Consider the following 26,945-nt stretch of genomic DNA (forward strand, 5'->3'; position numbering starts at 1 on the left):
AAAGGGGGGATTTATCCAATCTCCTGACGCAACGCGTAGGCTCGATCCCCTTTATTTTGAATAAATGATAAATGAAGGAATGAAGAAAATCCGAAAGGATATTCAAAAAAAAATTTCACCTAAGAAAAGTGTGGGAAACACCCGTCATAATAACTTTTTCCGAGGGAGTCAGCCCCCTCCGCTGCAAGGCACTCTGTGCGGGTAATGGTCATGTTGGAATTTTTGATTGGTATGTATCCCCGTTCGTTCCCCCTCTTTTTATGGAAAGGGATGGTGGTAGGAAGGGTCCGTGCCTTTTCGCTGAGGTGGGCTGCTTTCCGCGGGGAGAGAGTTGAGCCTCCTCGTGCCTGCGGGGTCTCACCTTCTCTCCTTTTCCGCAGGAGTCAGCCCCCCCTCCGCTGCAAGGCACTCTGTGCGGGTGATGAGCATGTAGTTTTCTGAATGGTGTATATCCATTTCCCCCCTTTCTTTTTTGGGGTGGGATAGTTGTTGGAGGGGTGCGTGCCTTTATATAGTTCTATTTCAATAGATAGAAAAAAACAGGATGTACGGCTGCACGTCCTGTTTGCTGGCTTTCAGTCTGTTTCAAGGTTTTTGTTTTTCTTGTAGGAAACGGTGAGTGAGCTTATGTCGATCAGGAAGAGCAGGGTCATGAAGATGAGGGCGAGGCCCGCGGTTTGGATGATGGTGGACCATCCATGGTGCTCGGTAGCGGTGGCATAGATCAGGTTGAACAGGATGAAGAATATGATGGAGCGGAAGGTGATGTGCTTCATCTGTTTTTTGTATTGCTGTGATGTGAAGATGTCCGCGTACTCTATGCCTGAAAGGATGTAGCGGAGGAGGGGATAGAGGATCAGGACGGCTGCTATGATCAGGAATGATTTTTCTGATGCAAGCGCAGGTATGCTTGTCAAGCGAGTCATGCTGCCCCGATCAATGTCGTTAGAAAAGCGATGACGGCCGCTTCTGCTAAAAATGATATCAATCTCTTTTGTTTGTATTCATCCTCTGGTAAAAACATTGTCAACCAACTCATTGTTCATCATCCTCCCAAAATAATTCGTCCAGTGTCTTTCCTACGGCTTTGCATATGGCGAGACAGAGCTGAAGGCTTGGATTGTACGATCCCTTTTCAATCAGGCCGATTGTCTGTCGTGTCGCATTAACCCGCCTGGAAAGCTCTGCCTGTGTCATTCCTTTCTCCATTCTGGCCTCCTTGACCTTTGTTTTCATTGCTTCACCTCAAATGTAATATATATATTGCTTCATGTAAGATATATATTACATTTTTGGAGTGGAAAAAACAACAAAAATAATTTTATCTGGTTGTGATTTCAGTTTGGGAGACTTCTTTTACTAGAGGAGGGAGGAAACTAAATCTCATCACATCCTGGGAGGGAATGAACCAATACTTATTCATGATCTGAAATAAACACTTCTACCTAAGGACGACGAGAGTGAAACGTTCAGAAGCTTGTATTTCTACTTACGGAATACCGAATTTGTAAAGAAGTCTTACCAAATGTAAGACTATTTCACTAAAAAAACACAATTGAATATGAAGGATTTATAAACCAATCGTCTCATTTTTGTTAATCTTTTCATTATTCCTTAATCTTCGACAGAAAAATGATATATTAAATGGGAAACTTGGTATGTTCCGCTCAAACCATGCGGGAGGAAAGGATCGGTGGTGGGTTGCCGGACCTATATGCAGAGAGAGAATCGGGTTCATCGGCAAAAGGAATGTAGATAAAAGAAAGCGCTTACATTTTTGAAGGTACAGGGTTATTCGAGGGTAGGTTTATTGAAATGGGCACATAATGACGATATCAGCTCATTTCCGATTGTTGAATTCGGAGGAGGAAAGAAATAGTGAAAACCATGAAAAAGCCATTATTCGCTTTGATGACCGTTTTTGTCATGTTGATTGCCATGCTTCCTGCCGCAGCTGGTGCAGCCGGCACCATGACGGTACAGGAAGCCATCGATAACAACACAGGCAACGGAACGGTCACTGGATACATCGTGGGTCACACGATATCTGGTTCCAATTATAATACGAAAGCTCCTTTCAGTAATGATTTCAATATTGCCATAGCCGATTCGGCAAATGAGACGGATCCAGCGAAGATTTTGCCGGTACAGCTTCCAAGCTCATTCCGCGCGCAGTTCGGTCTGCAGACCAACCCGGATATGATCGGCGAAAAAATCGTCGTGACGGGTCAGCTTACAGCCTATTTCAACGTACCCGGGCTGAAAAACCCGACGGCCATCACCGTTGATGGTGCGGAGCCGGGAGAACCCGATCCGTTCGAAGGGATCGAAGGACTTCGTATCCATGACATCCAAGGTGAAAGTCATACGTCCCCTTACAACCTCAAGAACGTCAAAGAGGTAGAAGGAATCGTCACTCACGTCGTGGATGGAAGCAATTTCTACATGCAAGATGATCAGCCTGATGATAACGAGAAGACATCTGAAGGGATCTTGGTCTATAAACCGTCCCACGGAGTCCGTACAGGAGATGCCGTGAAGGTAGACGGACAGGTGAAAGAATGGGTCCTTGATGGCTATGCGGAAAAGCTTCAAACCGACCTTACCACGACAGAAATTAATTCCCAAAACGGGAATGTCGTTGTCCAATCTTCTGGTAACGAGCTTCCTGAAGCTCTCGTGATCGGCAAGGATATCTTCCCTCCGACAGATGTCATCGACAGTGACGGTCTGGAAGAATTCAACCCTGATGTGGATGCCATCGATTTCTATGAAAGCATTGAAGGCATGCGCATTTCCCTTGAAGACCCAACGGTTACGGGACCTCAGAAGTACGGTGAACTTCCGGTCATCACCGAACAGGTGGAAGGGAAGAACTATACCAAAGAAGGTGCTCCGCTTCTGACAGCGGACAATCAGAATCCTGAAAGAATGTTCATCCAGCTTCAAGACCGCAATTTCGTAGCGAAGACAGGGGATCAGTTCGAAGGTACTGTGACGGGTGTTGTAAGCTACAGCTTCAGCAACTTCAAGATCCTTGTGAATGATGATGAGCTCCCTGCTCTGAATGAGCGTGAGTTCACTCCTGAAACAACGACGATTGAAAAAGATGATGAGAAGTTGACGATTGCTTCGTACAATATCGAAAACTTTGACGCGTCAGATGCCACAAAACGTGACAAACTGGCGAAATCCATGGTCGAAAATCTTGGTTCTCCTGACATCATCGGTCTTGTGGAAGTACTCGATGACAGCGGAACGAAAGATGACGGTACAGTGAAAGCTGATGGAAACTATAAAGCACTGAGCGATGCTTCTGTTAAGTTTGGCGGCCCTGCTTATGAGTGGACGGAAATCGCTCCACAGGACAAGCAGGACGGAGGGGTTCCTGGAGGGAATATCCGTGTAGGGTATCTCTACAACCCTGAGCGCGTAACCCTGGCAGAAGGTGAAAAAGGAGATCAAACGACTGCAGTGGGATATGAGGACGGCTCCCTTACTCTTAATCCTGGTCGTATCGATCCTACGAACGATGCATTCCGCAGCAGCCGTAAATCCCTTGCAGCACAGTTCGATTTCAACGGTGAAGACGTAATCGTCATCGCCAATCATTTCAACTCCAAAGGTGGGGACGAGCCATTGTTCGGACGCAACCAGCCTCCGACCCTTGGAAGTGAAACGCAACGCTTGAAGATTGCAGAAGTCATCAACGGCTTCGTGTCAGATATCGAATCGAAGAATGAAGATGCAAACGTGGTCGTCCTTGGCGACTTGAACGACTTTGAATTCTCAGCACCGCTTCAAAAGCTTAAAGGGGAAGAGCTCACGAACTTGATCGAGACACTTCCTGCAAATGAGCGCTATACGTATTCGTATCAAGGAAATGCACAAGTGCTTGATCATATGCTCGTGTCGAATCGCCTCGCTGATCAAGCCGAGTTTGATATCGTCAACTTCAACTCTCCTTATATGGAAGAGCATGGACGAGCAAGCGATCATGATGCCCTGGTGGCACAGCTTGACCTGAATGCCCAGCAAGAACCGGAAGAGCCGAAGGACTTTGATCTATCGATTCTCCATACGAATGACAGCCATGCTCATGTGGAGCAATACCCACGCCTTGTGACGGCACTGGATGATCTTCGTAAACCGAATTCCCTCCTGGTGGATGCAGGGGATGTATTCTCCGGCACGCTTTATTTCCGCCAGTATCTTGGTCTGGCAGATCTATCGTTCATGAACGACCTGAATTTCGATGCCATGACATTCGGTAACCATGAATTTGATAAAGATTCAAACATCCTGGCCAATTTCATCAAAGAAATGAAATTCCCGATGGTTTCATCAAACGTAAACGTGACAGCCGATAAGGATCTGTCCCCGCTTTACAAAGATGAAATCGGTGACCCGGCTGAAGGTGGGAAGATCTACCCTGCCATCATCAAGGAAATCGACGGTGAGAAGGTCGGAATCTTCGGATTGACAACGCCTGACACCTCTTTCCTTGCCAACCCGAGTGAAGACATCGTATTCGAGGATGTCGTGGAATCTTCCAATGCGACGATCTCCATGCTCCAAGAAGAAGGTGTGAATAAAATTGTCGTCCTATCCCACCTTGGATACGGACCTGATCAGGATCTTGCAGAAGAAGTGGATGGCATCGATGTAATCGTCGGTGGTCACTCCCACACGGCTTTGAAAGAACCAACATTCGTTGAAAAGGATGAGCCTACACTGATCGTGCAGACTGGAGAATACTTGAACAATATCGGTAATCTCGATGTCACGTTCGATCCTGACGGTGTCATCAAGGAATACAAAGGCGAGCTTGTCCCACTTGCCAATTACGAAAAAGACCCTGAAGCAGAAGCAAAAGTCCAAGAGTTCAAAGCACCTCTTGATGAGCTTATGTCTGAGGTTGTCGGTTCAAGTGACGTTCCTTTGAATGGAGAACGCGCTGACGTCCGTACGAAGGAAACGAACCTTGGAAATCTGATTACCGATGGAATGGTGGCCAAAGCCAACGAATCCGTGAAGACTCATATCGCCTTCCAAAATGGTGGAGGAATCAGGGCGTCAATCGGTGAAGGAGACATCACACTCGGTGATGTATTGACTACCTTGCCTTTCGGAAACAACTTGGTTGCGATCGATCTGACTGGAGAAGAAATCAAACAGGCACTCGAGCATAGCGTAAGTGCCGTCGAGTCCGGCGAAGGTCGCTTCCTGCAGGTTTCAGGAATCAAATTCAAGTATGATGTGAATCAGCCTGTTGGAGAGCGTGTATGGTCTGTTGATGTGAAAACAGACAACGGATTCGAAAAGCTTGATCCAGCAGCGATGTACACAGTGGCAACAAATGCGTTCACAGCAGATGGTGGAGACGGATATTCCATGCTGAAGGAAGCAAAAGACGATGGACGCATGACGGAGCTGTTCCAAGTGGACTTCGAAGTCATGACAGAATACCTTGAGAAGAACAGTCCGGTTTCACCGGAGCTCGAAGACCGCATCGTACAAGAGGTCAAGCAAGATGATCCGGGTGACGGCGGCGGTGATGATGGAGACGGTGACGACGACGGCCACGGAGGCTGGGGAGATCAGATCCGTGACATCATCAAGAAATTGAAAAACTGGCTCTGCAAGCTCTTAGGAGTATGCGGCAGACCATAATAGAAAAAGGGCCCTTGCAAGCATTATATGCTTCGCAAGGGTCCTTTTTTTGTATGAATAGCGTATTAAACGCCAGGGAACCAGCCTGGAGTATTCAAGACGGCATTCCAGAGTGGATCCGGGATGACGAGTTCTTTTTGCTTTTCTTTATCGATTTCCGTGATGATCTCATTCTCGCAACCTTCTTCGATCTTTTGAACCCAGTCAGGATCGATGATGAGCTCGCGTCCGATCGCTAGAAGCGGTACATCGGTCTGGAACGCTTTATACGCATCCTCTGCTGAATAGATGGAACCTACGCCGATAAGGGGCGCACGGTCACCGATGGTTTCAAGCAGGTAGTCGATCCGAGTTTTCTCGAGGTCATCCACTCCGCTACGTGGCGTAGAGAAGAAGTCGAAGAGTGACACGTGGAGGTAATCAAGCTCTTTATCCGCCAGGGCATCGACAAGCTTCAAGGTTTCACCCATGGTGAAGCCGTTCTCTTCAGGTTCTTCAGGAGAGAAGCGGTAGCCGACAAGGAATGGAGCAGTGGCATGCTCATCCACGACACTCTTGATTTTATCTACGACTGCAAGGGGGAATGCCATGCGGTTTTCAATGCTTCCACCAAATTGATCTTCACGCTGATTTGTCATCGGAGAGAAGAACTGGTGAAGAAGATATCCGTTCGCACCGTGGATTTCGACTCCGTCGTATCCGGCTTCAATGGCACGGCGTGTTGTTTCACCGAATGCTTCGATGATTTCTTCGATTTCACCTTGAGATAGACCGCGGGCTTTTTTCTCGCCGTTTTCGCCTGTGATGTCACTGGCACTCACGACGTCGCCATCTACAAGTTCCGGTGGACATTGAATGCCGCCATGGAAGATTTGCAGGAGGGCTTTGGCGCCTTGTTCCTTGATGCCTTTAGCAAGACGCTCAAGGCTTGGGATCATGTCATCTGAATGACCGGCGAATTCGCCTGGGAACCCTTTTCCGTTCGGTGTTACATTGGTGCAGGCCGTGATCACCATGCTGACACCTTGTGAGCGGCGGGCGTAATAGTCGACTTCTGCATCTGTGACGTTGCCGTTATCATCGGAAGAGAAGTTCGTCATTGGCGCCATGATCACGCGGTTTTTGAGTTCGATTCCGTTTTTGAATGTATATGGAGATAGCAGTTCTTTGAATTTTTCGTTCATATGGTTTTGCCTCCTTCGTTTGGTACGGGACTAATCATAGTGGATGGACGGGGTGTTTGACTAATAATCTGCTTGGGTTAGTGGTTGGGAGATTTTGTATTGGAGGAGGATAAGCGGGTTCTCTTTTTGATTAGACCTGGATATTTGTAACCTACCTTCTCATTAGGTGTGGATGGGAAAAGGGTTCGTTCCGTTTCGCTGCGGCCACCCGCTTTCCGTGGGGCGTGCGGTGAGCCGCTTCGGCTGCGCCTACAGGGTCTCACCCTGCCCGCTATTCCCATAGGAGTCGGGTGGCCTCCGCTGCACTACACTGTGTGGAAGAGGACGAGTGATTGCTGTCTGACAATCCACCTTTTTATTAGGTTTGGAGGGGAGTGGGGGCGTTCCGTTTCGCTGCGGCCGTCCGCTTTCCTGCGGGGTGGACGGTGAGCCGCTTCAGCTGCGCTTGCAGGGTCTCGCCTGCCCATTATTCCCGCGGGAGTCGGTCGTCCTCTGCTGCACTGTGTGCTTATTAAGGCGTGATAGCTAATGTTAATGGGAAAGATCATTTCATTATGATGGTAAGTAGAGGTAGCGATCCTGTTTATCAGGTCAGGCTAAAGTTCAAATGAATGACTCTATAGTCAGATCGAATATCACCTTGACTAAAACCACAGAGTGTATTGAAGCGGAAGGTGCTTGACTCCAGCAGAAAAGGAGGAGTGGCGAGACCCCGCAGGCACGAGGAGACTTGCTACCCTCCCCGCAGGAAAGCAAGCGCCTGTAGCGAAAAGGAACGGACTAGATACAAACCGCTCACTCATAAAAATAACAGTCCTAGTGTTTACCAAAGTAGATGAACACAAAAAAACAAGCTACCGGCATCTGGTAGCTTGTTCGTCATTCCATTAGATCGCAGCTGTTTCTTTCTCACGCTCGATAACAGCGAGGCGTTCTGCCACTTCTTCTTCTGTCATACCGAATTCTTGTACATAACGGTTTTCAGGATGTGTGCGGCATTCGTGAGAGCAGCTTCTCATATATTTGTGCTCATTTTCTTCAGAGCAGATAATTTTTTGGTTACATGGCGGGTACGCACAGTTGACGTAGCGTTCACATGGTTCTCCGTCGTAGAAGTCGCGGGCGATGACCACGTGCTCTTTGCGGTTGACCGGTACGGAGATACGCTCATCGAATACGTAAAGCTGTCCATCCCATAGGTCACCCTGCACTTCTGGATCCTGACCGTACGTCACGATGCCTCCGTGAAGCTGTGCAACGTCTTCGAATCCTTCTTTTAGAAGCCATCCGGAGAATTTCTCACAGCGGATTCCGCCTGTGCAATAGGTGATGATCTTTTTATCCATGAACTTTTCTTTGTTGTCGCGGATCCATTGCGGAAGATCGCGGAAGTTGCGGATATCCGGGCGGATTGCGCCTCTGAAATGTCCAAGGTCATATTCATAGTCATTCCGTGCGTCGAGGACGATGGTGTCTTCACGCTGGATTTGTTCGTAGAATTCTTTCGGCTCAAGGTACTGGCCGGTAAGTTTATTCGGATCTACATCATCTTCAAGGCGAAGGGTAACAAGTTCTTTACGGTATTTCACTTTCAATTTCTTGAACGCGTGGCCGTCTGTTTCTTCAATCTTAAAGACCGTGTCTTTGAAACGGGGATCGTTTTTCATGTACTCCATATAGGCGTCAGTCTGTTCAACTGTACCGGAGCATGTTCCGTTGATTCCTTCTTCTGAAATCAGGATGCGTCCGAGCAGTCCGATTTCTTCACATTTGGCTTTGTGCTGAGGAGCGTATGCCTCTGCATCTTCTACCTGGGTATAGTTGTAATACAGTAAAACACGATAGTCGTTCATTTTTATTCCACCTGTCGATTAATATTTGCAAGATATAATCTTAGGATTTCTTCCTTATTACTCTTACGATTGTTTATTATAACAAATTTTTTATAAAATGCATCATCCATTGAAGAGAATCGTCAGGAAACGGTGGATTTTAATGGTACAGTTCGGTGACTTTGTATTGAAACTTGTCTGTCTTTTTGAAAGAATGAACGTAGAGGAAAATTCTACATTAGGGGATGACGATTTCATGCGCAAGATACTCATACTTTGTTTCCTATTGATATTCGGACTTGTACTGGCGGGGTGCCAGGAGCAATCGAAGCCCGATGATCGCCTGAAGGATTATGTGAAATTGTGGAATAAACAGACGTTTGATGACATGTACGGTAGCTACTTGAGTACCGAGACAAAGGACTCGTATAAAAAGAAGGATTTTGTCGACCGGTATAAGAAAATTTATGAAGACACCGGTGTATCGGATTTGAAGGTATCGTTCAAAGAACCGAAAGATGATACGGACTGGGATAAGAAGAAGGAAGCAGAGTTCCCCGTCACCATCCGCTTCAACACATCTGCTGGAGAAGTGAAGTACGATCAAAAAGTGAAGCTTACAAAAGAAGAACGGGATGATAAAGAGGATTGGTACGTCAACTGGGATCCTTCCTTTATCCTGCCTGAACTGGAGGATGGGGATAAGGTCGGGATTGACACGATCACCGCTCAGCGCGGGGAAATCTACGACCGGAATGATCAGCCCCTAGCCGTGAACGGTGAAGCGTTCCAAATCGGGATCGTACCCGGTGAATTTGACGAAAGCAATCTGAAGAAGGTAGCCGATCTCCTTGATACGTCGGAAGAGGCGATTAAAAAAGAACTCGATCAAAGCTGGGTACAGCCGGAGTATTTTGTTCCGATCAAAAAACTCCCTCTTTCCGAGCGTCCCCTAGCTCTGGAGGTCATCGATCTTGATGGGCTTTATTCCAAGCGGGTGAAAGCAAGGGAGTATCCCTTCGGTGAAGCGACGGCTCACTTGACGGGTTATATCGGGAAGCTGACAGCAGAGAAGCTCGAGAAGGTGAAGGATAAGGGCTATACAGCCAATTCCCTCATCGGGGTCAGCGGAACAGAAGAGGTATTTGAGGACAAGCTACGCGGGAAAGACGGTCAGCGCCTTTTCCTCACGAAGGAAAATGGCGATGAGGTGACCGTCGCTGAGCAGGAAGTGGAGAACGGGAAGAACGTCAAGCTGACCATCGATGCAGAGTTGCAGAAGAAAATCTACGCCCAAATGAAGAAGGAACCGGGCACGGCGGCAGCCATGAACCCGAAGACCGGGGAAGCCTTGGCATTGGTCAGCACACCGTCCTTCGACCCGAATGAAATGATTCTCGGTATATCTTCGGACCGTTACAAAGAGCTTTCGGAAGATCCGGATAAGCCCCTCGAGAATCGCTTCCAGATCACCTACTCACCTGGATCCACGATGAAAGGGATCACCGCGTCCGTCGGATTGAAATCCGGCAAGCTCGATCCGAATAAAACGTATGACATCAAAGGGAAGACATGGAAGAAGGATGAATCATGGGGGAACTACAAGGTCGTCCGCGTATTCGATAACGATAGCTCGGTGGATCTCGAAAGCGGCCTGAAATTCTCCGATAATATCTATTTTGCCCGTGTCGGCCTCGATATGGGGGCAGATACCTTCGTGAAGGGTCTGAAAGAAAACTTCGGATTCGGAGAGGATATCCCGTTTGAGTATCCGCTCTATAACTCCCAAGTGTCCAATGACGGAAAGATCGAGAAAGAAGTCCAGCTCGCCGATTCAGCCTTCGGACAGGGCCAGGTGCTCATGAATATCGTCCATCTTGCCAGTGCCTACGGGGGCATCATCAATGACGGGAACATGATGGAGCCACAGCTCGTTCTCGATCAGGAGCCGAAGGTGTGGAAGAAGGAAGTCGTAACAAAGGAACAAGCAAACATGCTGCAAACGGATTTGAGGAAGGTTGTATCAGAAGGGATCGCCACGAAAGCGAACTCTGAAGGGAAAGCCATTGCCGGCAAGACCGGAACAGCTGAAATCAAATCGGAACAGGGGTCAAAAGGAAGAGAGAATGGATTATTTGTCTCCTATGACCAGAACAATCCCGATATGGTGCTCGCCATGCTCCTGGAAAATGTCCAGGACAACGGGGGAAGCACCCACACCGTCCAGGTGACGAAGAAGTTCTATGATAGCTTGAAATAAACGAGAGCCTGCCGGTGTTCCCGGCGGGCTTCTTTTGAATCAGATAGGGTTCCAATTCCCTATAACGTGGCATTTTCCCATGAAAAATTCGTCGGATCTCCGTTCGGTTTTGCGATCAAATATGGTAATATAAGAAAATGAATAAGAGGAAATCACCAAACTTTACATAAAAGGAGTATGATCATGAGTAAAACACTTATTTTCGGACACAAGAATCCCGATACTGATACGATTACATCCGCCCTTGTCTATGCAGACTTGAAGACGAAGTTGGGAGCAGAAGTGGAAGCGGTACGCCTCGGTGACGTGAACGGGGAAACCCAATATGCACTTGACCACTTCAATGTGGAGGCACCACGCCTTGTGGAGAAGGTCGCACCTGAAGCCGACACGGTCATCCTGGTCGATCATAACGAACGCCAGCAAAGCGCCGTAGACATCGAAGACGTACGCGTACTCGAAGTCATCGATCACCACCGTATCGCCAACTTTGAAACGGCTGACCCGTTGTACTACCGCGCCGAGCCGGTTGGCTGCACGGCGACGATCCTGAACAAAATGTACAAAGAGAAAGGCGTGGAAGTGACGAAGGAAATGGCCGGCCTCATGCTGTCTGCCATCATCTCTGATTCACTCCTGTTCAAATCGCCGACCTGCACGGATGAAGACGTAGCTGCAGCAAAGGAACTCGCTGACATCGCTGGTGTTGATCCACAGGTATATGGTCTTGAAATGCTGAAAGCAGGAGCCAATATGAGCACGAAGACGGTTGCCGAGCTTGTGACCCTTGATGCCAAGGAATTCTCCATGGGGACTGCGAAAGTTGAAGTGGCTCAGATCAATGTAGTCGACTTGAATGATGTTTTCGGCCGCCAAGCGGAAGTAGAGGCAGCCATGGAAACCCTCATCAAACAAAAAGGCTTGGACCTGTTCCTCCTTGTTGTCACTGACATCCTTGAGAACGACTCGACGGCCCTTGCCCTTGGAAGCAAGGCAGAAGAAGTCGAGAAAGCCTTCAACGTGAAGCTTGAGAACAACCGTGCGCTTCTTAAAGGCGTCGTTTCACGTAAGAAACAAATCGTACCGGTCCTGACCGAATCCATCAAATAATCATCAAGGAGCAGCTGAACCAAGCTGCTCCTTTTTTACATGGAGGAGACATATGCAACTACAGGCTGTCCACCACATTGCCATCATCTGTTCAGACTATGAAGCCTCAAAGGCCTTCTACACCGATATCCTCGGTTTCACGATCATTAGGGAAGTCTACCGGGAAGACCGGGACTCGTACAAGCTCGACCTTGCCCTCAACGGTACCTACCTCATCGAACTATTCTCTTTCCCAGAAGCTCCGGAACGCCCCAGCTATCCGGAAGCCAGGGGACTAAGGCATCTGGCTTTTGAGGTGAAGAATATAGAAGAAGCAGTGGTTGAACTTCATCAATCGGGTATCCAGGTCGAGGAAATACGCATCGATCCCTATACGTCCAAACGATTCACGTTCTTTTCTGACCCCGACGGTCTCCCATTGGAATTGTATGAAATCTGAGTAAAAACGCATACCAAATTGACTCAGGCTGAAACCGCCGGCTGCTTCGCACGTATAAAAGAATAAAAAAAGACGCTCCCTAAGCAAGAGCGTCATCCACAGGTATTGAAATTTGTCGTTGGGTCTATTTAACCATAGATCGAAAATGGATGGAATCGTGCTGTGAAGGAATCCCTGAGGGATAAAACGTCTATTGCGGAATAAAAGCCTTTATTCCTAAAAGAATATAAGGATATTAATATTTTTACTACATAAAAAAAGGACGCCCCCTAAGCAAGAGCGTCGTCCAAAGGTATTGTAATTTGTCGTTGGATTCATTAAACCATATCCGTGAATTCGATGAATTCCCCCTCTCTACACACGGCAGGTCAGAACCTTCAGGATTTCATGGTGAAAGCGTGCATTTCGTAGAAGTTATAAGGATATTAATATTTTCTACTACATAAAAAAAGGACGCTCCCTAAGCAAGAGCGCCGTCCAAAGGTATTGTAATTTGTCGTTGGATTCATTAAACCATATCCGTGAATTCAATGAATTCCTCCTCTCGACACACGGCAGGTCAGGACTCTCAGTATTTGATGATGAAAGCGAGAATTTCTCAGAAATTATAAGGATATTAATATTTTCTACTACATAAAAAAAGGACGCCCCCTAAGCAAGAGCGTCGTCCAAAGGTATTGTAATTTGTCGTTGAATTCATTAAACCATATTCAAAAAGTACATGTAATTCCGCTCTCGTCTTACCTTGACCGGCTTAGAAGGTCAATATTGTAGGGCTTTGCGGAAATCTCAGAATCTATAAGAATATTAATATTTGCTCATTGTACAAACCAATGATCGAGACGAACATATCTACAGCAGGGGTGGATTAGAATGGACTATTCAATCATAGGAAAGAAAATAAGGGAATTGAGAAAAGCCATCGGCATCACCCAAGGGGAACTCGCTGATGAAATCTGTACGCAGGCATTGGTCAGCCGAATGGAGAAAGGGGATATCTACCCCAGTGCCACGGTGCTATACCGTATTTCCCAGAAGCTTGGGGTGGACGTGAACTACTTCTTCGAAATCGGCTCCACCGAGCGCTTTGATTACATCAAAAACGTGGAACGATTACTGAATAACTACCGATTCAAACTGCAGTACGACGAACTGATCGAACTCGTGCGAAAAGAAGAAAAAAATCCAATTTTCATCAATCACAAAGAAAACAAGCAGCTCCTCGAATGGAATAAGGCCATCTACATAGCAGAAGTCGAAAATGACAAAGACAGGGCCATCAGCGTATTGCTGGATGCCTACCACCTGACGGCTGACCCGAAGAGGGCGATGTCGGAGAGGGAGATGCGCATTCAGCTATCTATGGGTCACATTCTATCTTCCCAGGATAAAGATAAAGAAGCGTTGGAGGCGTATAACAGAGTACGAGATTCCATTGGTCAGGATACGTTCCTTCAAGATAAATCGATTAAAACGAGAATTTATTATCATACGGCTAGAATTCTTACAAGGCTTGGAGAATACGAGGAATCTCTCAACTATTGTAGGGAAGGCCTAAAATGGACCATAAGCCAAGAGCGGCTATTCGGCATTGCACAATTGAATTATCAGATTGGTTACAATTTGGAGCTTCAAGGAAAACCTGTAGAGGCGCTTCCCTATTTTCAAAAAGGGAGAAACTACTTTCAAATCCAAAAGAATGAGAAGCTTGTCGAGTTCATAGATCATAAGATTGTAGAGACAGAGAGGTTAGTAAATGTTGAAGCAAAAACGTAGGTGGTGTCGTTGAAACAGAAAATGAAAGATAAGGGTGGAATTCCATGGATTACTCAGTAATTGGAAAGAAGATAAGAGAACTCAGGAAAGCAATCGGCATCACTCAAGGAGAGCTTGCAGTAGGAATCTGCACTCAGGCTTTGATCAGCCGAATGGAAAAGGGAGATATTTATCCCAGCGCCACGGTACTTTATCGAATCTCTCATAGACTTGGGGTAGATGTGAATTATTTTTTTGAACTTGGGTCTACCGAACGACATGACTATATCAAAAATGTTGAGCGCCTATTTCACACTTATCGATTCAATTTACAATATGACGACATGATCAAGCTGATTGAGAAGGAAGAACAAAATCCGTTGTTTATGAACAATAAGGAAAATAAACAGTTGTTGGATTGGAATAAAGCCATCTATGTAAGTGAAGTGGAGAGAAATAAAGAAAAAGCAGTGGATATGGTGTTGGATGCGATCAAACTGACAGAGGATTCTAAGAGGGCCATGACAGAGAGGGAAATGCGTCTTCAAATTACACTGGGTAATATGTTAGCCCTTCTGGAAAGATATGATGAGGCGTTAGCTGCTTATGGGAAAGCTCAGGAAGCAGTAGATCAAAATCCTTATCTGCAGGATAAGTCTATTAAAACACGGTTGTACTACCATACTGCTAGGATTATTACCCGTCTCGGAGACTATGATGAATCGATCAAGTACTGCAAGGAAGGGCTAAAATGGACCATCAGTGAAGAACGATTATATGGAATTGCTCAATTAAACTATCAAATTGGATACAACTTTGAGTTGAAAGGTAATGACGAAGAGGCACTTTCATATTTTCAGAAGGGAAGAGACTACTTCCAGATCCAAAAGAATGCCCGCTTCGTTGACTTTATCGATAAAAAGATAGAAGCAGTAAGAGTAGCCCAATCACAAAGGTAGGTGCTGAGCATGAAGCTTTCCGAAATTGGAAAGAAAATCAGTGAACTTCGGGGAGAAATGAATCTCACCCAAGGTGAACTGGCAGAGGGAATATGTACACAAGCCTCAATCAGTCTGATCGAAAAAGGGGAACTGGACCCGAATGCGACGAGCTTATACCAAATCTCAAAAAAGCTCGGAGTGGATGTGAACTACTTCTTTCATATCGGTTCGACGCCAAGGCTGGATTATATTACCGAAGTAGAGAAACAAGTGAGGAAGCTACGGATTTTAAATGAGTTTGAAGAGATGATGAACATTGTTTCTATAGAGGAAAAAAATCCGTTATTTTATAATGATCCTAAAAATCTCCAGTTTTTATATTGGCATAAGAGCATTTATTATTCTGAAGTGAAGAATGATCATCAACAGGCTGTATCCATATTAGAAGAAGCGTTTGCGCTATTCCCAAACAAAAAAAGGGCAACCACTGAGCTCGAAATTGAAATGATGCTAACCATTGGCATTTATGAGTTCTCCCTCGGTAACTACGAAGCCGTAATCGAAGAGTATGGCAAGATTCAAAAAATCCTGGACGGTACCAATAGAGTTCTCAACGATAAGTCGATTAAAACGAGATTATTTTATAATCTTGCGAGAGCTCATACCAGGTTGGGTAACTTGGAAGAGTCCAATGCGTTTTTAAACGAAGGAATTGATTGGTGCATCGAGTGTGAGGAACTTTATCTCTTGGCGGGACTTTATTATCAAATCGGATATAACTACGAACTCTCGGAAGACTATGAAAATGCCTTGGAATATCTGGACTACTGCATCCTTCTATATGCCTTGACACCTGATCACCCAGTGAATAATGGATTCCTTACGGAAAAACGTGAAGTTTATTTGGACGCTATAAAGAAACATTAAGATGAAATTACAAATTTTTATGCGGGTTGAGGTGGATGTATGAAAATGGAGGAAATCGGGAAGAGAATCAGTGAACTTCGATGCGAAAAGAACTTGACCCAAATGGAGCTGGCAGAAGGAATTTGTACACAAGCTTCAATCAGCCTGATTGAAAAAGGTGAACTGGAACCGAATGCTTCAACGCTTAGTCAGATTGCAACGAAGCTAGGAGTAGACATTAACTATTTTTTTGAAATTAGTTCGACTCCAAGATTAGACTACGTCAATGAGGTCGAAAAGCAGCTTAGGGCACTCCGGGTTGTTTATAAATATGAAGAAATGATGGATTATATAAAAACAGAAGAAAAGAACCCTCTATTTTACCGTGATCCGAATAAAATGCAGTTGCTCCTTTGGCATAAGAGCATTTATGCCTTTGAGGTAGAAAAAGACCACCCACAGGCTGTTTCACATATCCAATCAGCCTTCCACCTCACTAAGAATAGCAAAAGAGCCTATACTGAGCTTGAAATGGAAATGATTCTGACATTGGGTGTGTTTGAATACAGAGAGGAGGACTTTAAAAAAGCAATAAAACATTTTAATCAAGTGGAAGAAGCATTGGAAGGATCGAAAAGAATTCCTGCTGATAAGTCTATATATAGTCGTCTTTATTATCATTCAGCAAGAGCACATACACGCTTAGAGAACTTCAACCATTCAATAGAGCTCGCCACCAAAGGAATCGATTGGTGCTTAGAATATGATCAGCTCTATCTTATGCCGGTCTTGCATTATCAGGTCGCTTATAACTATGAACTTATGAATAACGTTGAAAAAGCTTTAGAATTTTTGGATCACAGTATTCAATTGTTTGAACTATATCCAGAAAACCCTGGCGGAAATTTCGTAAGAGACAAAAGAGTAAACTACCTACATATGCTTGAGAAGTAAGAGGACCAACCCATTTATTTCATAGGGGGTGGAATCTATTGAAACTAACTGAAATCGGAAAGAAAATCAGTGAACTGAGAAGAGAAATGAATTTAACTCAAGGGGAATTGGCAGAAAACATCTGTACGCAGGCACTGATCAGTCTGATTGAAAAAGGTGAGTTGGATCCCAACGCCACTGTCCTTTACCAAATTTCCAGGAAGCTTGGAGTGGATGTTAATTACTTTTTTCAAATTGGTTCAACTCCAAGACTCGATTATGTACGTGAGGTGGCAACTCAGCTAAGGAGACTGCGGATCAATCGTCAGCATGAAGAAATGATGGAGATCGTTCAGGTGGAGGAACATAATCCTTTATTCATCAATGATAGCAGAGCCATGCAATTCCTTTACTGGCATAAAAGTGTGTATATATATGAGGTGAAAGGGGATCATGACGGGGCCATATCATTGTTGGAGAACGCGATGGATTTAGTAGATCGAAAGAAACGCGCATATACGGAAAACGAACTTGAAATGTTCCTGACCCTGGGGGCATTTGAATTTAATGGAGAACAGTACGACCGGGCCATGGAGAAATATCAGCTTGTTCAACAGATCATCGCTACAACTGATCGTGTTTTGAAAGTAAAGTCTATAAAGAGCCGCCTACTTTACAATATTGCCCGTGTTAACACCCGCTTGAAAAATTATCAGGAGTCCATCTCCTACGCTCTTCAAGGCATCGACTGGTGCATCGAATGTGAAGATCTCTATCTGATGGCAGAGCTGCACTACCATATTGGATATAACCATGAGCTTTTACATAATTACGAGAAGGCATTGGAGTACTTGGACTATAGTATTCAATTATTTGAACTGAATCCAGATTGTCCTTATCTTGATTTTCTTCAATCTAAACGTGCTGATTATGCAGCCAAACTGAAGAAGAAGGACATTTAAAATCTTTCTACATACACCAAGCGCGTCCCTCATATTTATGTAAGGATAAGCAGGGAGTGGTGACCGATGAGAAGGAGGAGCCCTTTCCCTCTGGTGGCTGTCGTGGTCGTGGCCGTGCTGTTCCTCTCGGTCGTGGCGTTCATGCTGTTTGGCAGGGGGGATGCTTCGGGTTCACCGGAGGAGGTGATCCGGGACTTTTATGAGTTTGAGTCGACGGGCGATTTCGGCAATGCGTGGGAGTTGTTTCATCCTGAAATGAAGAAAAAGTTCTCCAAATCGAATTACATTCAGACCAAGAACCATGTATTCATGGGTCATATGGGTGTGGAGGAATTCGATGTGGAAATCGGTAAGCTCGAAAAGGTGGAGCGCTTTGCTTTTGACGATGAGGGAATTGTATTCAAAGATGTGAGGAAAGCGCAAGTGGATATGTTTTACGATAGCCAGTTCGGTGAGCTGATCGTCAGTCAGCCCTGCTATGTGGCCATTTATAAAGGCAAATGGAAGGTCCTGTGGAATTATCACTTTAAATGATAAAGGGAAATTTCCATTTTAATGGTTTTAGCGAAGGTGTGTGTGTTAAACTGAGACCATATAATCCCAAAGAGAAGGAGGCATCCCCGTGTCCTTGTTGTATATGAAGGCTCGTGAAGCATATGATCGTGATTCCAAGGCTTCTCTGGCCGCGAGCATGAAAGACGACAACAAAAAAAAGTCAGTGGCGAAAGTAGCGAAGAAATAGCGGACGTTAAGGGGTCATCTATGGGATAGAAATAAGGCGCCGGGGATCAACTCCCCGGCGCCTTATTTGTATTATTGGGGATCTTCCCCGATGATCCGTACTTCACGTTCAAGCTCTACATCGAATTTTTCTTTGACCGTCTTTTGGACGTGTTCGATGAGGGCGATGTAATCGGAAGCAGATGCGTTATCTTTGTTGACGATGAAACCGGCATGCTTCGTGGATACTTCTGCTCCTCCGAAGTTCGTGCCCTGAAGATCGCTGTCCTGAATCAGCTTCCCGGCGAAATAGCCTGGAGGACGTTTGAAGACACTTCCGCAAGAAGGATACTCAAGGGGCTGCTTCGACTCACGCTTGAATGTGAGGTCGTCCATGACGGCCTTAATATCCTTATGGTCTCCCGGCTTCAGGCTGAATGTCGCTTCAAGGACGATATCCCCTTTTTCGGAAATATTGCTGTGGCGATAATCCAGCTCAAGGTCCTTGGCTGTCCTTTTCACAAGGTTGCCTTCACGGTCGACTACATAGCAGTAGTCCAGCACGTCCTTGATTTCACCGCCGTACGCTCCGGCATTCATGAAGAGGGCACCGCCGACGGTTCCAGGGATGCCGCAAGCGAATTCGAGCCCGGACAGGGTCTCATCAAGGGCACGTCTAGACACATCGATGATGGCAGCTCCACTCTGGGCAACGATCTGCTGATCGGTAGCGCTGATGTCGGAGAAATTTTTCAAATGAAGGACGATTCCACGGATCCCACCGTCTTTAACGATGAGGTTGGATCCATTCCCGAGAAGGGTGAAGGGTACGTCGCTCTTGTTTGCGAGTTTCACGATTTCCTGGACTTCTTCATAGGTGGTCGGTGTGAGGAAGAAGTCGGCGTTGCCGCCAAGTCGCGTGTAGAGGTGATCGCGAAGCGGTTCGTCGCGTTTGATGTTTTCTTTTTTCATTACGTTTGAGAGTTCTTGGTAAACGATTTCTTTATTGTACATCTCTATCAGTCCTATAGAATATTTTATCCGTGAATGAAGTTACCACACCATTATATGACGAAAACCCATGAAAGTTAAATGGTTTCGTTTGACAGTTGGGTGAATTGGTGTTGAATGCGGTGATTTTAAGGGGAAAAGGTTTGGATTGTTCCTTTTGAATAGTATGGAAAGAAGAAGGGTTCGTTCCGTTCCACTGCGGCCACCCGCTTTCCATGGGGCGTGCGGTGAGCCGCTTCGGCTGCGCCTGCAGGGTCTCACCCTGCCCGCTATTCCCATAGGAGTCGGGTGGCCTTCGCTGCACTGCACTGTGTGCTTTTTAAAGTGTGCTAGCTATTGTTCATGGGAAAGATAAAATCATTTCATTGTGATGGTAAGTAGAGGAGCATGCGATACGGTTCATCAGACTTAAACTCAAATGAATAACTATAAAATTTGTACACAATCACATATTTTAAGTGATATGCATCACTCTTATAGTCAAATTGAATATCGCCTTGATTAAAACCACAGAGTGTATTGAAGCGGAAGGCGCTTGACTCCAGCGGAAAAGGAGGAGTGGCGAGACCCCGCAGGCACGAGGAGGCTTGCCACCCTCCCCGCAGGAAAGCAAGCGCCTGAAGCGAAAAGGAACGGACCTCTCTACAAGATACCCTCATTAGAATTGAATGCAAAAAAAGGCACCCAAACGCGGGGCGCCTTCTGTTTTATTTAAAAATGGAAGAAATAAGGTTTGCGATGAACCCTTTTGATTGTTCGCCTTTGCCTGAATTCTTAAGTTTGATGGTGTACTTGGCGAAGCCATCTTCCTTGGTTTCGATGTATTTGAATGTGCGAGAATCTTTGATGTACTCTTTTGCTTTTGGAGATGATTCAAAGGTGACGGTGGCCGGACCTTTGATTGGTGAGAAACTCCAGTTTCCATCAGCTTCCGGGTTGATGCTGCCTTGCTCCATGATGTAGTCGATGACGACGTTGCGGTTTTCATCCGGTGCCTGGATGGCGATGTTGGTGCCATCGATGCCCGGGAAGTGCCCACCCCCGCTTGCACGGTAGTTGTTGGTTGCAACCAGGAAGGACTGTTTCGGATCGATTTTTTTGCCGTTGAACTTCAGGTGCTTGATCCGCTGTGATTTCGGATTGATGACATTCCCGTCGGCATCATATTTCGCTGGCTTGGTGACATCAATTTCGTACGTGACGCCATCGATGACATCGTAGTTGTAGGAGCGGAACTCCTGATTGATCAGGGATTGTTCTCCGCGTTTTTTCGGATTGATCTGATTGAACTGACCGGCAGACATCTCGAGCCACTCTTTTACGTCAGAGCCTTTGATAAGGACGGCCTGCAGGGTGTTCGGATAGAGATAGAGGTCGGCGACGTTCTTGATGGCAAGTTCTCCCTGAGGGATATCCGTATAGTACGTCGGGTCTCCTCGGGTACCGGCTTTGAACGGTGCTCCAGCTGACAGGACCGGGATGTTTTCATATTCGGTACCTTGGATGTATTTCTCTACGTACCATTTCTGGGCATTGGTCACGATCTGGATTGATGGATCATCTTTCACCTGTGAGAAGTACGAGGTGATGGGAGCCGTCGTTTCGCCAACGGCGCTTCGCACCCAGTCGATGGTGTGCTGATGATCGTCCTCGATGGCTTTGTACACTTCTTCATCGCGGGCGACAAATGGTTTTCCGTCTTTATCGGCGATGCCACGGGTGGATGATTTCCCATTCAGGACGGTCCATTTCCCGTCTGTGTGCTGTAGCTGAAGATCGACGAGTCCTAGGTGGCTACCCCAGTAACCCGGCATGACGGCAGGGGTTCCGTTGATGGTCCCATTTGTCGTATCGACGCCTTCGATGCCGTCATATGCGGCAGAAGGGAAGGTCCCGTGGGAATGACCGAACAGAATGGCATCGATTCCGTCCAATTTTGAGAGGTCATAGGTGGCGTTTTCCTCCATGCCTTCGCTCGTTACCGTTCCGATTCCCGAGTGAGGGATGGCGACGATGATATCGGCTCCGTCAGCCTTCATCTTTGGAATGAAATGCTCGGCGGTTTCTACGATATCCTTTGTGACGACTTTTCCTTCAAGATTGGCTTTGTCCCACTGCATGATTTGAGGAGGGACGAACCCGATGACGCCTACTTTGATTGAGTGGGTTTCACCGTCTTCATCGACGACTTCGCGGTCGAGGATTTCATAAGGCTTGAAGTAATTCTTTTCCCCGGTTCCGTCATCCACGTACACGTTCGCATTCACGTACGGGAAGTTGGAGCCTGATAGGGACGTTTTCAGGAAATCGAGTCCATAGTTGAATTCGTGGTTTCCGATATTCCCGGCATCATAATCGAGCAGGTTCATGGCTTTGTATACAGGATGGGTTTCCCCCGGCTGCAGCGGGTCGATTTTCGCGACATAATCGCCGAGTGGATTTCCTTGGATCAAATCCCCGTTATCGAAAAGGAGGCTGTTTTTTGCTTCGCTGCGGGCCTGTTTGATGAGGCTTGCGGTTTTGACAAGGCCGTACTTGTCCGTTTCCGCGTCCTGATAGTAGTCGTAATTGGCCAGGTTCACATGGATATCCGTCGTCTCAAGAATGCGGAGGTTGACGAGATCCGTTTCTGCAGCCTTGGCGCTATGTACATTCGGGGCGAGGAGGGTGAGGGCAAGGGAGGTACCGGTGATCCACTTCAGTTTCGTATACTGCATGTTCATCTCTCCTAATGTTGTCATGATATGAAAGCAATTCCATCCTAGCATAAAGCTGTAAAGTTGAAATGGTGGAAAAGTATCATTTGTGTAAACCGGAAACCGGGATTTTACAGTGGGGTCTATCCAATTCCTGGCGCATAGGATAGGATGATAGAAGGTAAAAAGGGAGGAGGGACCGGAGTGGTCCGATTATATAGTGCCCTCGTGGGGCTCAGCCTCATCTGGGGGATGTCGTTTGTGTTCATTAAATGGCTCGTGGAGCCTGCAGGTATATGGGGGACCGTATTCATCCGCTGCTTTGCAGGAGCTCTGATTCTACTTCCAATCTACTTCATGCACAGAAAGAAGTCAGGGAAGACCAGGCTTCCTTTGAAGAAACTCCTCGTCGTGGGCATCGGGAACGCAGCCTTACCGTGGACGCTCATCGCGCTCAGTGAAACCCAGATCAACAGCAACACGGCGTCGATTCTGAACGCGACGACGCCGATCTGGACAGGGGTGATCGGATTTTTATTGTTTTCCGTCATCCTGACCGGCTCGCAGTGGCTGGGCATCGCCATCGGGTTCTTCGGGATCTTGGTGCTGATGGACTTTCAGATCACCGGTCTCTTCTCATCGGACTTTGTCGGGGTGGGAACGATGCTTGCCGCCACGATGTGCTATGCGTTCTCGTCCCATTTTACGAAAAAGTACCTCGGTGGAACAAGCGTCGTCGTCATCTCCACCTTCCAGCTGCTGATCGGAAGTGTCTTCAGCTTCATCGGGCTTGCCGTCACGGGCGGACCGAACTCGTATGAAGGACTTCTCAGCCTTGAGGTACTGGCAGGCGTCATTGGTCTCGGATGCCTGGGTTCGGGTATAGCGGCCCTGCTGTTTTTCTATATTGTCACGAAGGGCAGCCCTGAGCTCGCGTCCACTGTGACGTACCTCATCCCGGCAAGCGCCATGGTATGGGGATTCGTCCTTCTACAGGAGGAAATCACCCCGAACCTGATCATCGGGCTCCTCATCATCTTCACTGGAGTGTACCTTTCATCGCGGAAAAAGAGGGCGGTCAAGGTTAAACAAACGTTTGATGGAACGGTGGGAAGATCGTAATGACCACGTCCTCTGTCTAAACAGCCGTTTAGACATTCATAGCCTTTTAACGGGTGCAAATCGATTCCTTTTCATATAAAATGAGAGGGATACATAAGATAAGCTATTACAGATAGCGAGGAAAATAACATATAAGGATGGTAATAATTCTATGAAAACGGCAATTGTAACGGATAGTACAGCCTACATCCCGAAAGAATTGCGTGATCAGCTGGACATATATATGATCCCCTTGAGCGTCATCATAGGAGGGGAAACCTATCAGGAAGAAGTTGATATCACCGCAAGTCAGTTCTTTGAAGAAGTTCGGAGCTCGGATCGACTGCCAACCACTTCACAGCCGCCCGTCGGCCAGTTCGTGGAGCTTTTCGAGAAGCTCTCACACGATTACGACGCCGTCATCTCCATCCATCTCTCAAGCGGCATCAGCGGCACCTACCAGGGAGCCGTCCAAGCTGGTGAAATGGTAAGCGGAATCGAGGTGTACCCTTATGATTCCGAGATCAGCTGTATGGTCCAGGGTTTCTATGTTCTTGAGGGGGCAAAGCTGAGCCGCGAAGGACGCGATGCCAAAGAGATCGTCAGTCTTCTTGATGAAATGAAAGGAACGGTGAGGGCTTACTTCATGGTGGACAACCTCACCCATCTTCAGCGCGGAGGACGCCTGTCGAACGCCCAGGCCATCATCGGAAGCCTGCTGCAAGTGAAGCCGTTGCTTCATTTTGTGGACAAGGTCATCGTCCCGTTCGAGAAGATCCGTACGCGGAAGAAAGCATTGAAGCGCGTCGAAAACCTGTTGGGTGAAGCTGTTTCCGACGGTGGACGTTATCAGGCGTCGATCATCCATGCCAATCGTGAGGAAGAGGCGATGGAGTGGAAGGCACAGCTTGAGGAGCAATTCCCGAATGTGGAGTTTGGTGTGAGTTATTTCGGCCCGGTGATCGGGACACATCTTGGAGAAGGGTCCATGGGTATGGGATGGGCGCGAAAGATGACGGAATGATTGTAGAATGAAGGAGGTTTGGACTTGGGTCCAGGCCTTTTTTGTATGGATGAGTGGTCCGGAGTTTGGACTATTGGGATGAGGACCGTTTCGTTTCGTCGATTTGCTCTTTGAGGAGTAAGAGGTTTGGCACGTCCTCTCTATGAAAATGAAGGAGTTCTCCTAGCCTGTGGAGAATTATTCATACATCCCCTATTGAAAGGAATGAAGCCATGCTTTTTACAGAGCAAGATGGTTTTATCACCCCGATGCCCCCATTTGGTCACCCTGAGCCCAAGGCTTTACGTATTTCAGATTTTCCAGCAATCCCTTCTCCTTCTTTTAATGAATCCTTCTCTTATTCTCAAGATTTACAGCTGCTTCTTTGCGGCAGGTCCCTATTGATGGATGAGGTACCGTTTGATGGGATGCTCGTTCATGAGCATTATCTACAAGGCTACGTATCTTACGGTCCCGGTGTGCAGGCGGGTACTTGTCAGCGTTGCGGGAACGGTTCGCGCGGTAGTTTTGGTGAGTTTGAATGCGCCCGCTGCGGGAAGTCATGCCGCTATTGCCGGAACTGTCTGATGATGGGGAGGGTGTCTGAGTGCACGCCCCTCCTGACGTGGAATGGTCCGCCTCCCCGTGTGGAAGATGATTCTCCTTTTGCCTGGGAGGGGACGCTATCGCCTGCGCAACAGGAGGCATCCACCGAGCTCATCACGGCGGTGAAAGAGAATCGGGATCTCCTAGTGTGGGCCGTGTGCGGTGCTGGTAAGACGGAGGTGCTGTTCGAGGGAATCCATGAGGCGCTCAGGAGAGGTAAGCGCGTCTGCCTCGCCACTCCTAGGACCGATGTCATCCTAGAGCTTTCCCCTCGTTTGAAGAAGGTGTTTCCCGAGACCAATCTGATCACACTCTACGGTGGTTCCGAGGAACGCCAGTCATACGGGCAAATCGTGCTGACTACCACGCATCAGCTGTTCCGTTTCAAGGAGGCATTCGATGTGATGATCGTCGACGAGGTCGATGCCTTTCCCTTTTCCTTCGATCCATCCCTGCAGTTCGCTGTGGAGAAAGCAAGAAAACGTTCCTCTTCCCTCATCCATCTCACGGCAACACCCGATGCTACAACACAGCGGGAGTGCCGATCGGGACGGCGAAACCACTTCAGGATCCCGGCCCGCTTCCATCGTCATCCCATTCCATCCCCGCGATTTGCCTGGTGCGGAAACTGGCAGAAATCGTTGAAAAAAGGAAAGATTCCGCCGTCACTGAAGAAGTGGACGCTACAAAGATTGCACACCTCAACCCCAGCCCTCATCTTTTTCCCCAGCGTCGCCATCATGAACAAAGCCCTCCCCCTGTTCAAAGCCATTCACCCCCTGATCGAGTCCGTCCATGCCGAGGATCCTGAACGAAAGGAGAAGGTCATGAAGATGCGTAAGTTCGAGATGCCGATTCTTCTTACCACGACGATCCTCGAACGGGGAGTCACCATTCCTGGCATTGATGTGGCGGTTCTCGGGGCAGAGGAAACCATCTTCACCGAGAGTGCCCTTGTGCAAATCTCGGGCAGGGTGGGGAGGAGTTCTGATCAGCCGGACGGGGACATTGTGTACTTTCACCATGGCAAGACCAGCGAGATGAACAAAGCCCGTGCCCATATCAGCGACATGAACAAGGAAGCCGGGAAGAGGGGGCTCATCGATGCCACGTGACTGCCTGTACTGCGGTGGAGACCTCGATGAAAAAATGAGCTGGGGGGCTTTCTTTCAAAGGGACACCAAACTTTTGTGCGACGAATGTGACAGAGGGTTAGTGCGGATCGAAGACGGCTGCCCCGGCTGTTCGCGCACTGGAATGGATGGAGGCCTTTGCTCCGATTGCATGGAGTGGAACCGAAAACCTGAATGGAACGGGGTGTTGGAGCGGAATGTCTCCCTATTCCAATACAACGAGTTCATGAAAGAGGTCCTCGCACGCTACAAATACAGAGGAGATTACGTTCTTGCTAAGGCACTGGCGTCTTTTATGCAAACGGCTATCCCGAAAGCTGATCTTTTTGTTCCCATTCCTCTCAGTCCCGAGCGATTATACGAGCGCGGATTCAATCAGTCAAAGGCCCTCCTGATCGAAGCGGGACTACCTTGTCATGACCTCCTCACGAGGACCCATACCGAAAAGCAATCGAAGAAGTCGAGACGAGAGCGGATGACAAGCGCGCAGGTATTCCGCCTTTCCGAGACGGATCTATCAGGCAAGAAGATTCTCCTCATCGACGACATCTATACGACGGGCACGACCCTCAGGCATGCAGCTATCCTCTTGAAAAAAGCGGGTGCAAGGGAAGTCTCATCCTTCACGATTGCCAGGGGTTAAATCCTTACCCCAACCTGCCGATAAAAGAAGGGAACCT

Annotated in this window: 20 protein-coding genes; 14 read left to right on the plus strand and 6 right to left on the minus strand. The window is 47.3% G+C overall.

Annotated elements, in window-relative coordinates; translation table 11 throughout:
• Positions 1-575: 575 nt before the first annotated feature.
• Positions 576-917 carry a hypothetical protein gene (locus ABJ225_RS21750; protein WP_347321583.1) on the minus strand — a complete coding sequence of 114 codons (342 nt, stop codon included), beginning with the start codon at positions 915-917 and terminating at the stop codon, positions 576-578.
• A gap of 118 nt (positions 918-1,035) precedes the next feature.
• Entirely contained in the window at positions 1,036-1,236 is a 201-nt protein-coding gene (locus ABJ225_RS21755; RefSeq protein WP_048006545.1) for a helix-turn-helix transcriptional regulator, read from the minus strand.
• Between the two features lie 651 nt (positions 1,237-1,887).
• On the opposite strand from ABJ225_RS21755, the gene ABJ225_RS21760 reads away from it, so the two are divergent.
• Positions 1,888-5,673: a 5'-nucleotidase C-terminal domain-containing protein gene (locus ABJ225_RS21760; protein WP_347321606.1), complete on the plus strand. Its 3,786-nt coding sequence runs from the start codon at positions 1,888-1,890 to the stop codon at positions 5,671-5,673.
• Between the two features lie 65 nt (positions 5,674-5,738).
• Here ABJ225_RS21760 and ABJ225_RS21765 read toward each other — a convergent pair whose 3' ends face one another.
• Together ABJ225_RS21765 and trhO are read right to left on the minus strand one after the other, a co-directional pair.
• A complete protein-coding gene (locus tag ABJ225_RS21765; protein WP_347321584.1) occupies positions 5,739-6,857 on the minus strand; it encodes an NADH-dependent flavin oxidoreductase in 1,119 nt (372 codons plus the stop codon).
• An 887-nt stretch (positions 6,858-7,744) separates the two neighbouring features.
• A complete protein-coding gene (gene trhO, locus ABJ225_RS21770; protein WP_056540194.1) occupies positions 7,745-8,710 on the minus strand; it encodes an oxygen-dependent tRNA uridine(34) hydroxylase TrhO in 966 nt (321 codons plus the stop codon).
• Positions 8,711-8,852: 142 nt separating this feature from the next.
• Here trhO and ABJ225_RS21775 point away from each other — a divergent pair, with 142 nt between their 5' ends.
• From ABJ225_RS21775 to ABJ225_RS21815, 9 genes are all read left to right on the plus strand, one after another.
• A complete protein-coding gene (locus ABJ225_RS21775; RefSeq protein WP_347321585.1) occupies positions 8,853-10,949 on the plus strand; it encodes a penicillin-binding transpeptidase domain-containing protein in 2,097 nt (698 codons plus the stop codon).
• Positions 10,950-11,132: 183 nt separating this feature from the next.
• Complete coding sequence (locus tag ABJ225_RS21780) at positions 11,133-12,059, plus strand: manganese-dependent inorganic pyrophosphatase (protein WP_056540198.1); 927 nt, start codon at positions 11,133-11,135, stop codon at positions 12,057-12,059.
• A gap of 52 nt (positions 12,060-12,111) precedes the next feature.
• Complete coding sequence (gene gloA2 / locus ABJ225_RS21785; RefSeq protein WP_048013197.1) at positions 12,112-12,498, plus strand: SMU1112c/YaeR family gloxylase I-like metalloprotein; 387 nt, start codon at positions 12,112-12,114, stop codon at positions 12,496-12,498.
• An 873-nt stretch (positions 12,499-13,371) separates the two neighbouring features.
• A complete protein-coding gene (locus ABJ225_RS21790) occupies positions 13,372-14,274 on the plus strand; it encodes a helix-turn-helix domain-containing protein (protein WP_347321586.1) in 903 nt (300 codons plus the stop codon).
• 44 nt (positions 14,275-14,318) lie between these two features.
• Positions 14,319-15,212 carry a helix-turn-helix domain-containing protein gene (locus tag ABJ225_RS21795; RefSeq protein WP_347321587.1) on the plus strand — a complete coding sequence of 298 codons (894 nt, stop codon included), beginning with the start codon at positions 14,319-14,321 and terminating at the stop codon, positions 15,210-15,212.
• 9 nt (positions 15,213-15,221) lie between these two features.
• A complete protein-coding gene (locus tag ABJ225_RS21800) occupies positions 15,222-16,121 on the plus strand; it encodes a helix-turn-helix domain-containing protein (protein WP_347321588.1) in 900 nt (299 codons plus the stop codon).
• Positions 16,122-16,166: 45 nt separating this feature from the next.
• The gene (locus ABJ225_RS21805) at positions 16,167-17,054 is read left to right on the plus strand and encodes a helix-turn-helix domain-containing protein (RefSeq protein WP_347321589.1); all 888 of its coding nucleotides are present in this window, start codon (positions 16,167-16,169) and stop codon (positions 17,052-17,054) included.
• Positions 17,055-17,092: 38 nt separating this feature from the next.
• Positions 17,093-17,995, plus strand: coding sequence for a helix-turn-helix domain-containing protein (locus ABJ225_RS21810; protein ID WP_347321591.1), 903 nt, complete (start codon positions 17,093-17,095; stop codon positions 17,993-17,995).
• A 66-nt stretch (positions 17,996-18,061) separates the two neighbouring features.
• Positions 18,062-18,529 carry a hypothetical protein gene (locus ABJ225_RS21815; protein WP_347321592.1) on the plus strand — a complete coding sequence of 156 codons (468 nt, stop codon included), beginning with the start codon at positions 18,062-18,064 and terminating at the stop codon, positions 18,527-18,529.
• A gap of 279 nt (positions 18,530-18,808) precedes the next feature.
• Here ABJ225_RS21815 and murB read toward each other — a convergent pair whose 3' ends face one another.
• Positions 18,809-19,729 (minus strand): UDP-N-acetylmuramate dehydrogenase, encoded by a 921-nt coding sequence (gene murB, locus ABJ225_RS21820; protein ID WP_063190611.1) that lies wholly within the window; start codon positions 19,727-19,729, stop codon positions 18,809-18,811.
• Between the two features lie 704 nt (positions 19,730-20,433).
• A complete protein-coding gene (locus ABJ225_RS21825) occupies positions 20,434-22,443 on the minus strand; it encodes a bifunctional 2',3'-cyclic-nucleotide 2'-phosphodiesterase/3'-nucleotidase (RefSeq protein WP_347321593.1) in 2,010 nt (669 codons plus the stop codon).
• 183 nt (positions 22,444-22,626) lie between these two features.
• Here ABJ225_RS21825 and ABJ225_RS21830 point away from each other — a divergent pair, with 183 nt between their 5' ends.
• From ABJ225_RS21830 to ABJ225_RS21845, 4 genes are all read left to right on the plus strand, one after another.
• Complete coding sequence (locus tag ABJ225_RS21830; protein WP_347321594.1) at positions 22,627-23,544, plus strand: DMT family transporter; 918 nt, start codon at positions 22,627-22,629, stop codon at positions 23,542-23,544.
• Positions 23,545-23,695: 151 nt separating this feature from the next.
• Positions 23,696-24,547 carry a DegV family protein gene (locus tag ABJ225_RS21835; RefSeq protein WP_347321595.1) on the plus strand — a complete coding sequence of 284 codons (852 nt, stop codon included), beginning with the start codon at positions 23,696-23,698 and terminating at the stop codon, positions 24,545-24,547.
• Positions 24,548-24,930: 383 nt separating this feature from the next.
• On the plus strand, positions 24,931-26,247 hold the full coding sequence (locus ABJ225_RS21840; RefSeq protein WP_347321596.1) for an ATP-dependent helicase ComFA: 1,317 nt from the start codon (positions 24,931-24,933) through the stop codon (positions 26,245-26,247).
• Complete coding sequence (locus ABJ225_RS21845; RefSeq protein WP_347321597.1) at positions 26,237-26,908, plus strand: ComF family protein; 672 nt, start codon at positions 26,237-26,239, stop codon at positions 26,906-26,908. The genes ABJ225_RS21840 and ABJ225_RS21845 overlap by 11 nt, the downstream gene beginning before the upstream one ends.
• Positions 26,909-26,945: the final 37 nt, after the last annotated feature.

This window comes from Rossellomorea sp. RS05 (assembly GCF_039822645.1).
In the GTDB taxonomy this organism is placed as follows: domain Bacteria; phylum Bacillota; class Bacilli; order Bacillales; family Bacillaceae_B; genus Rossellomorea; species Rossellomorea marisflavi_B.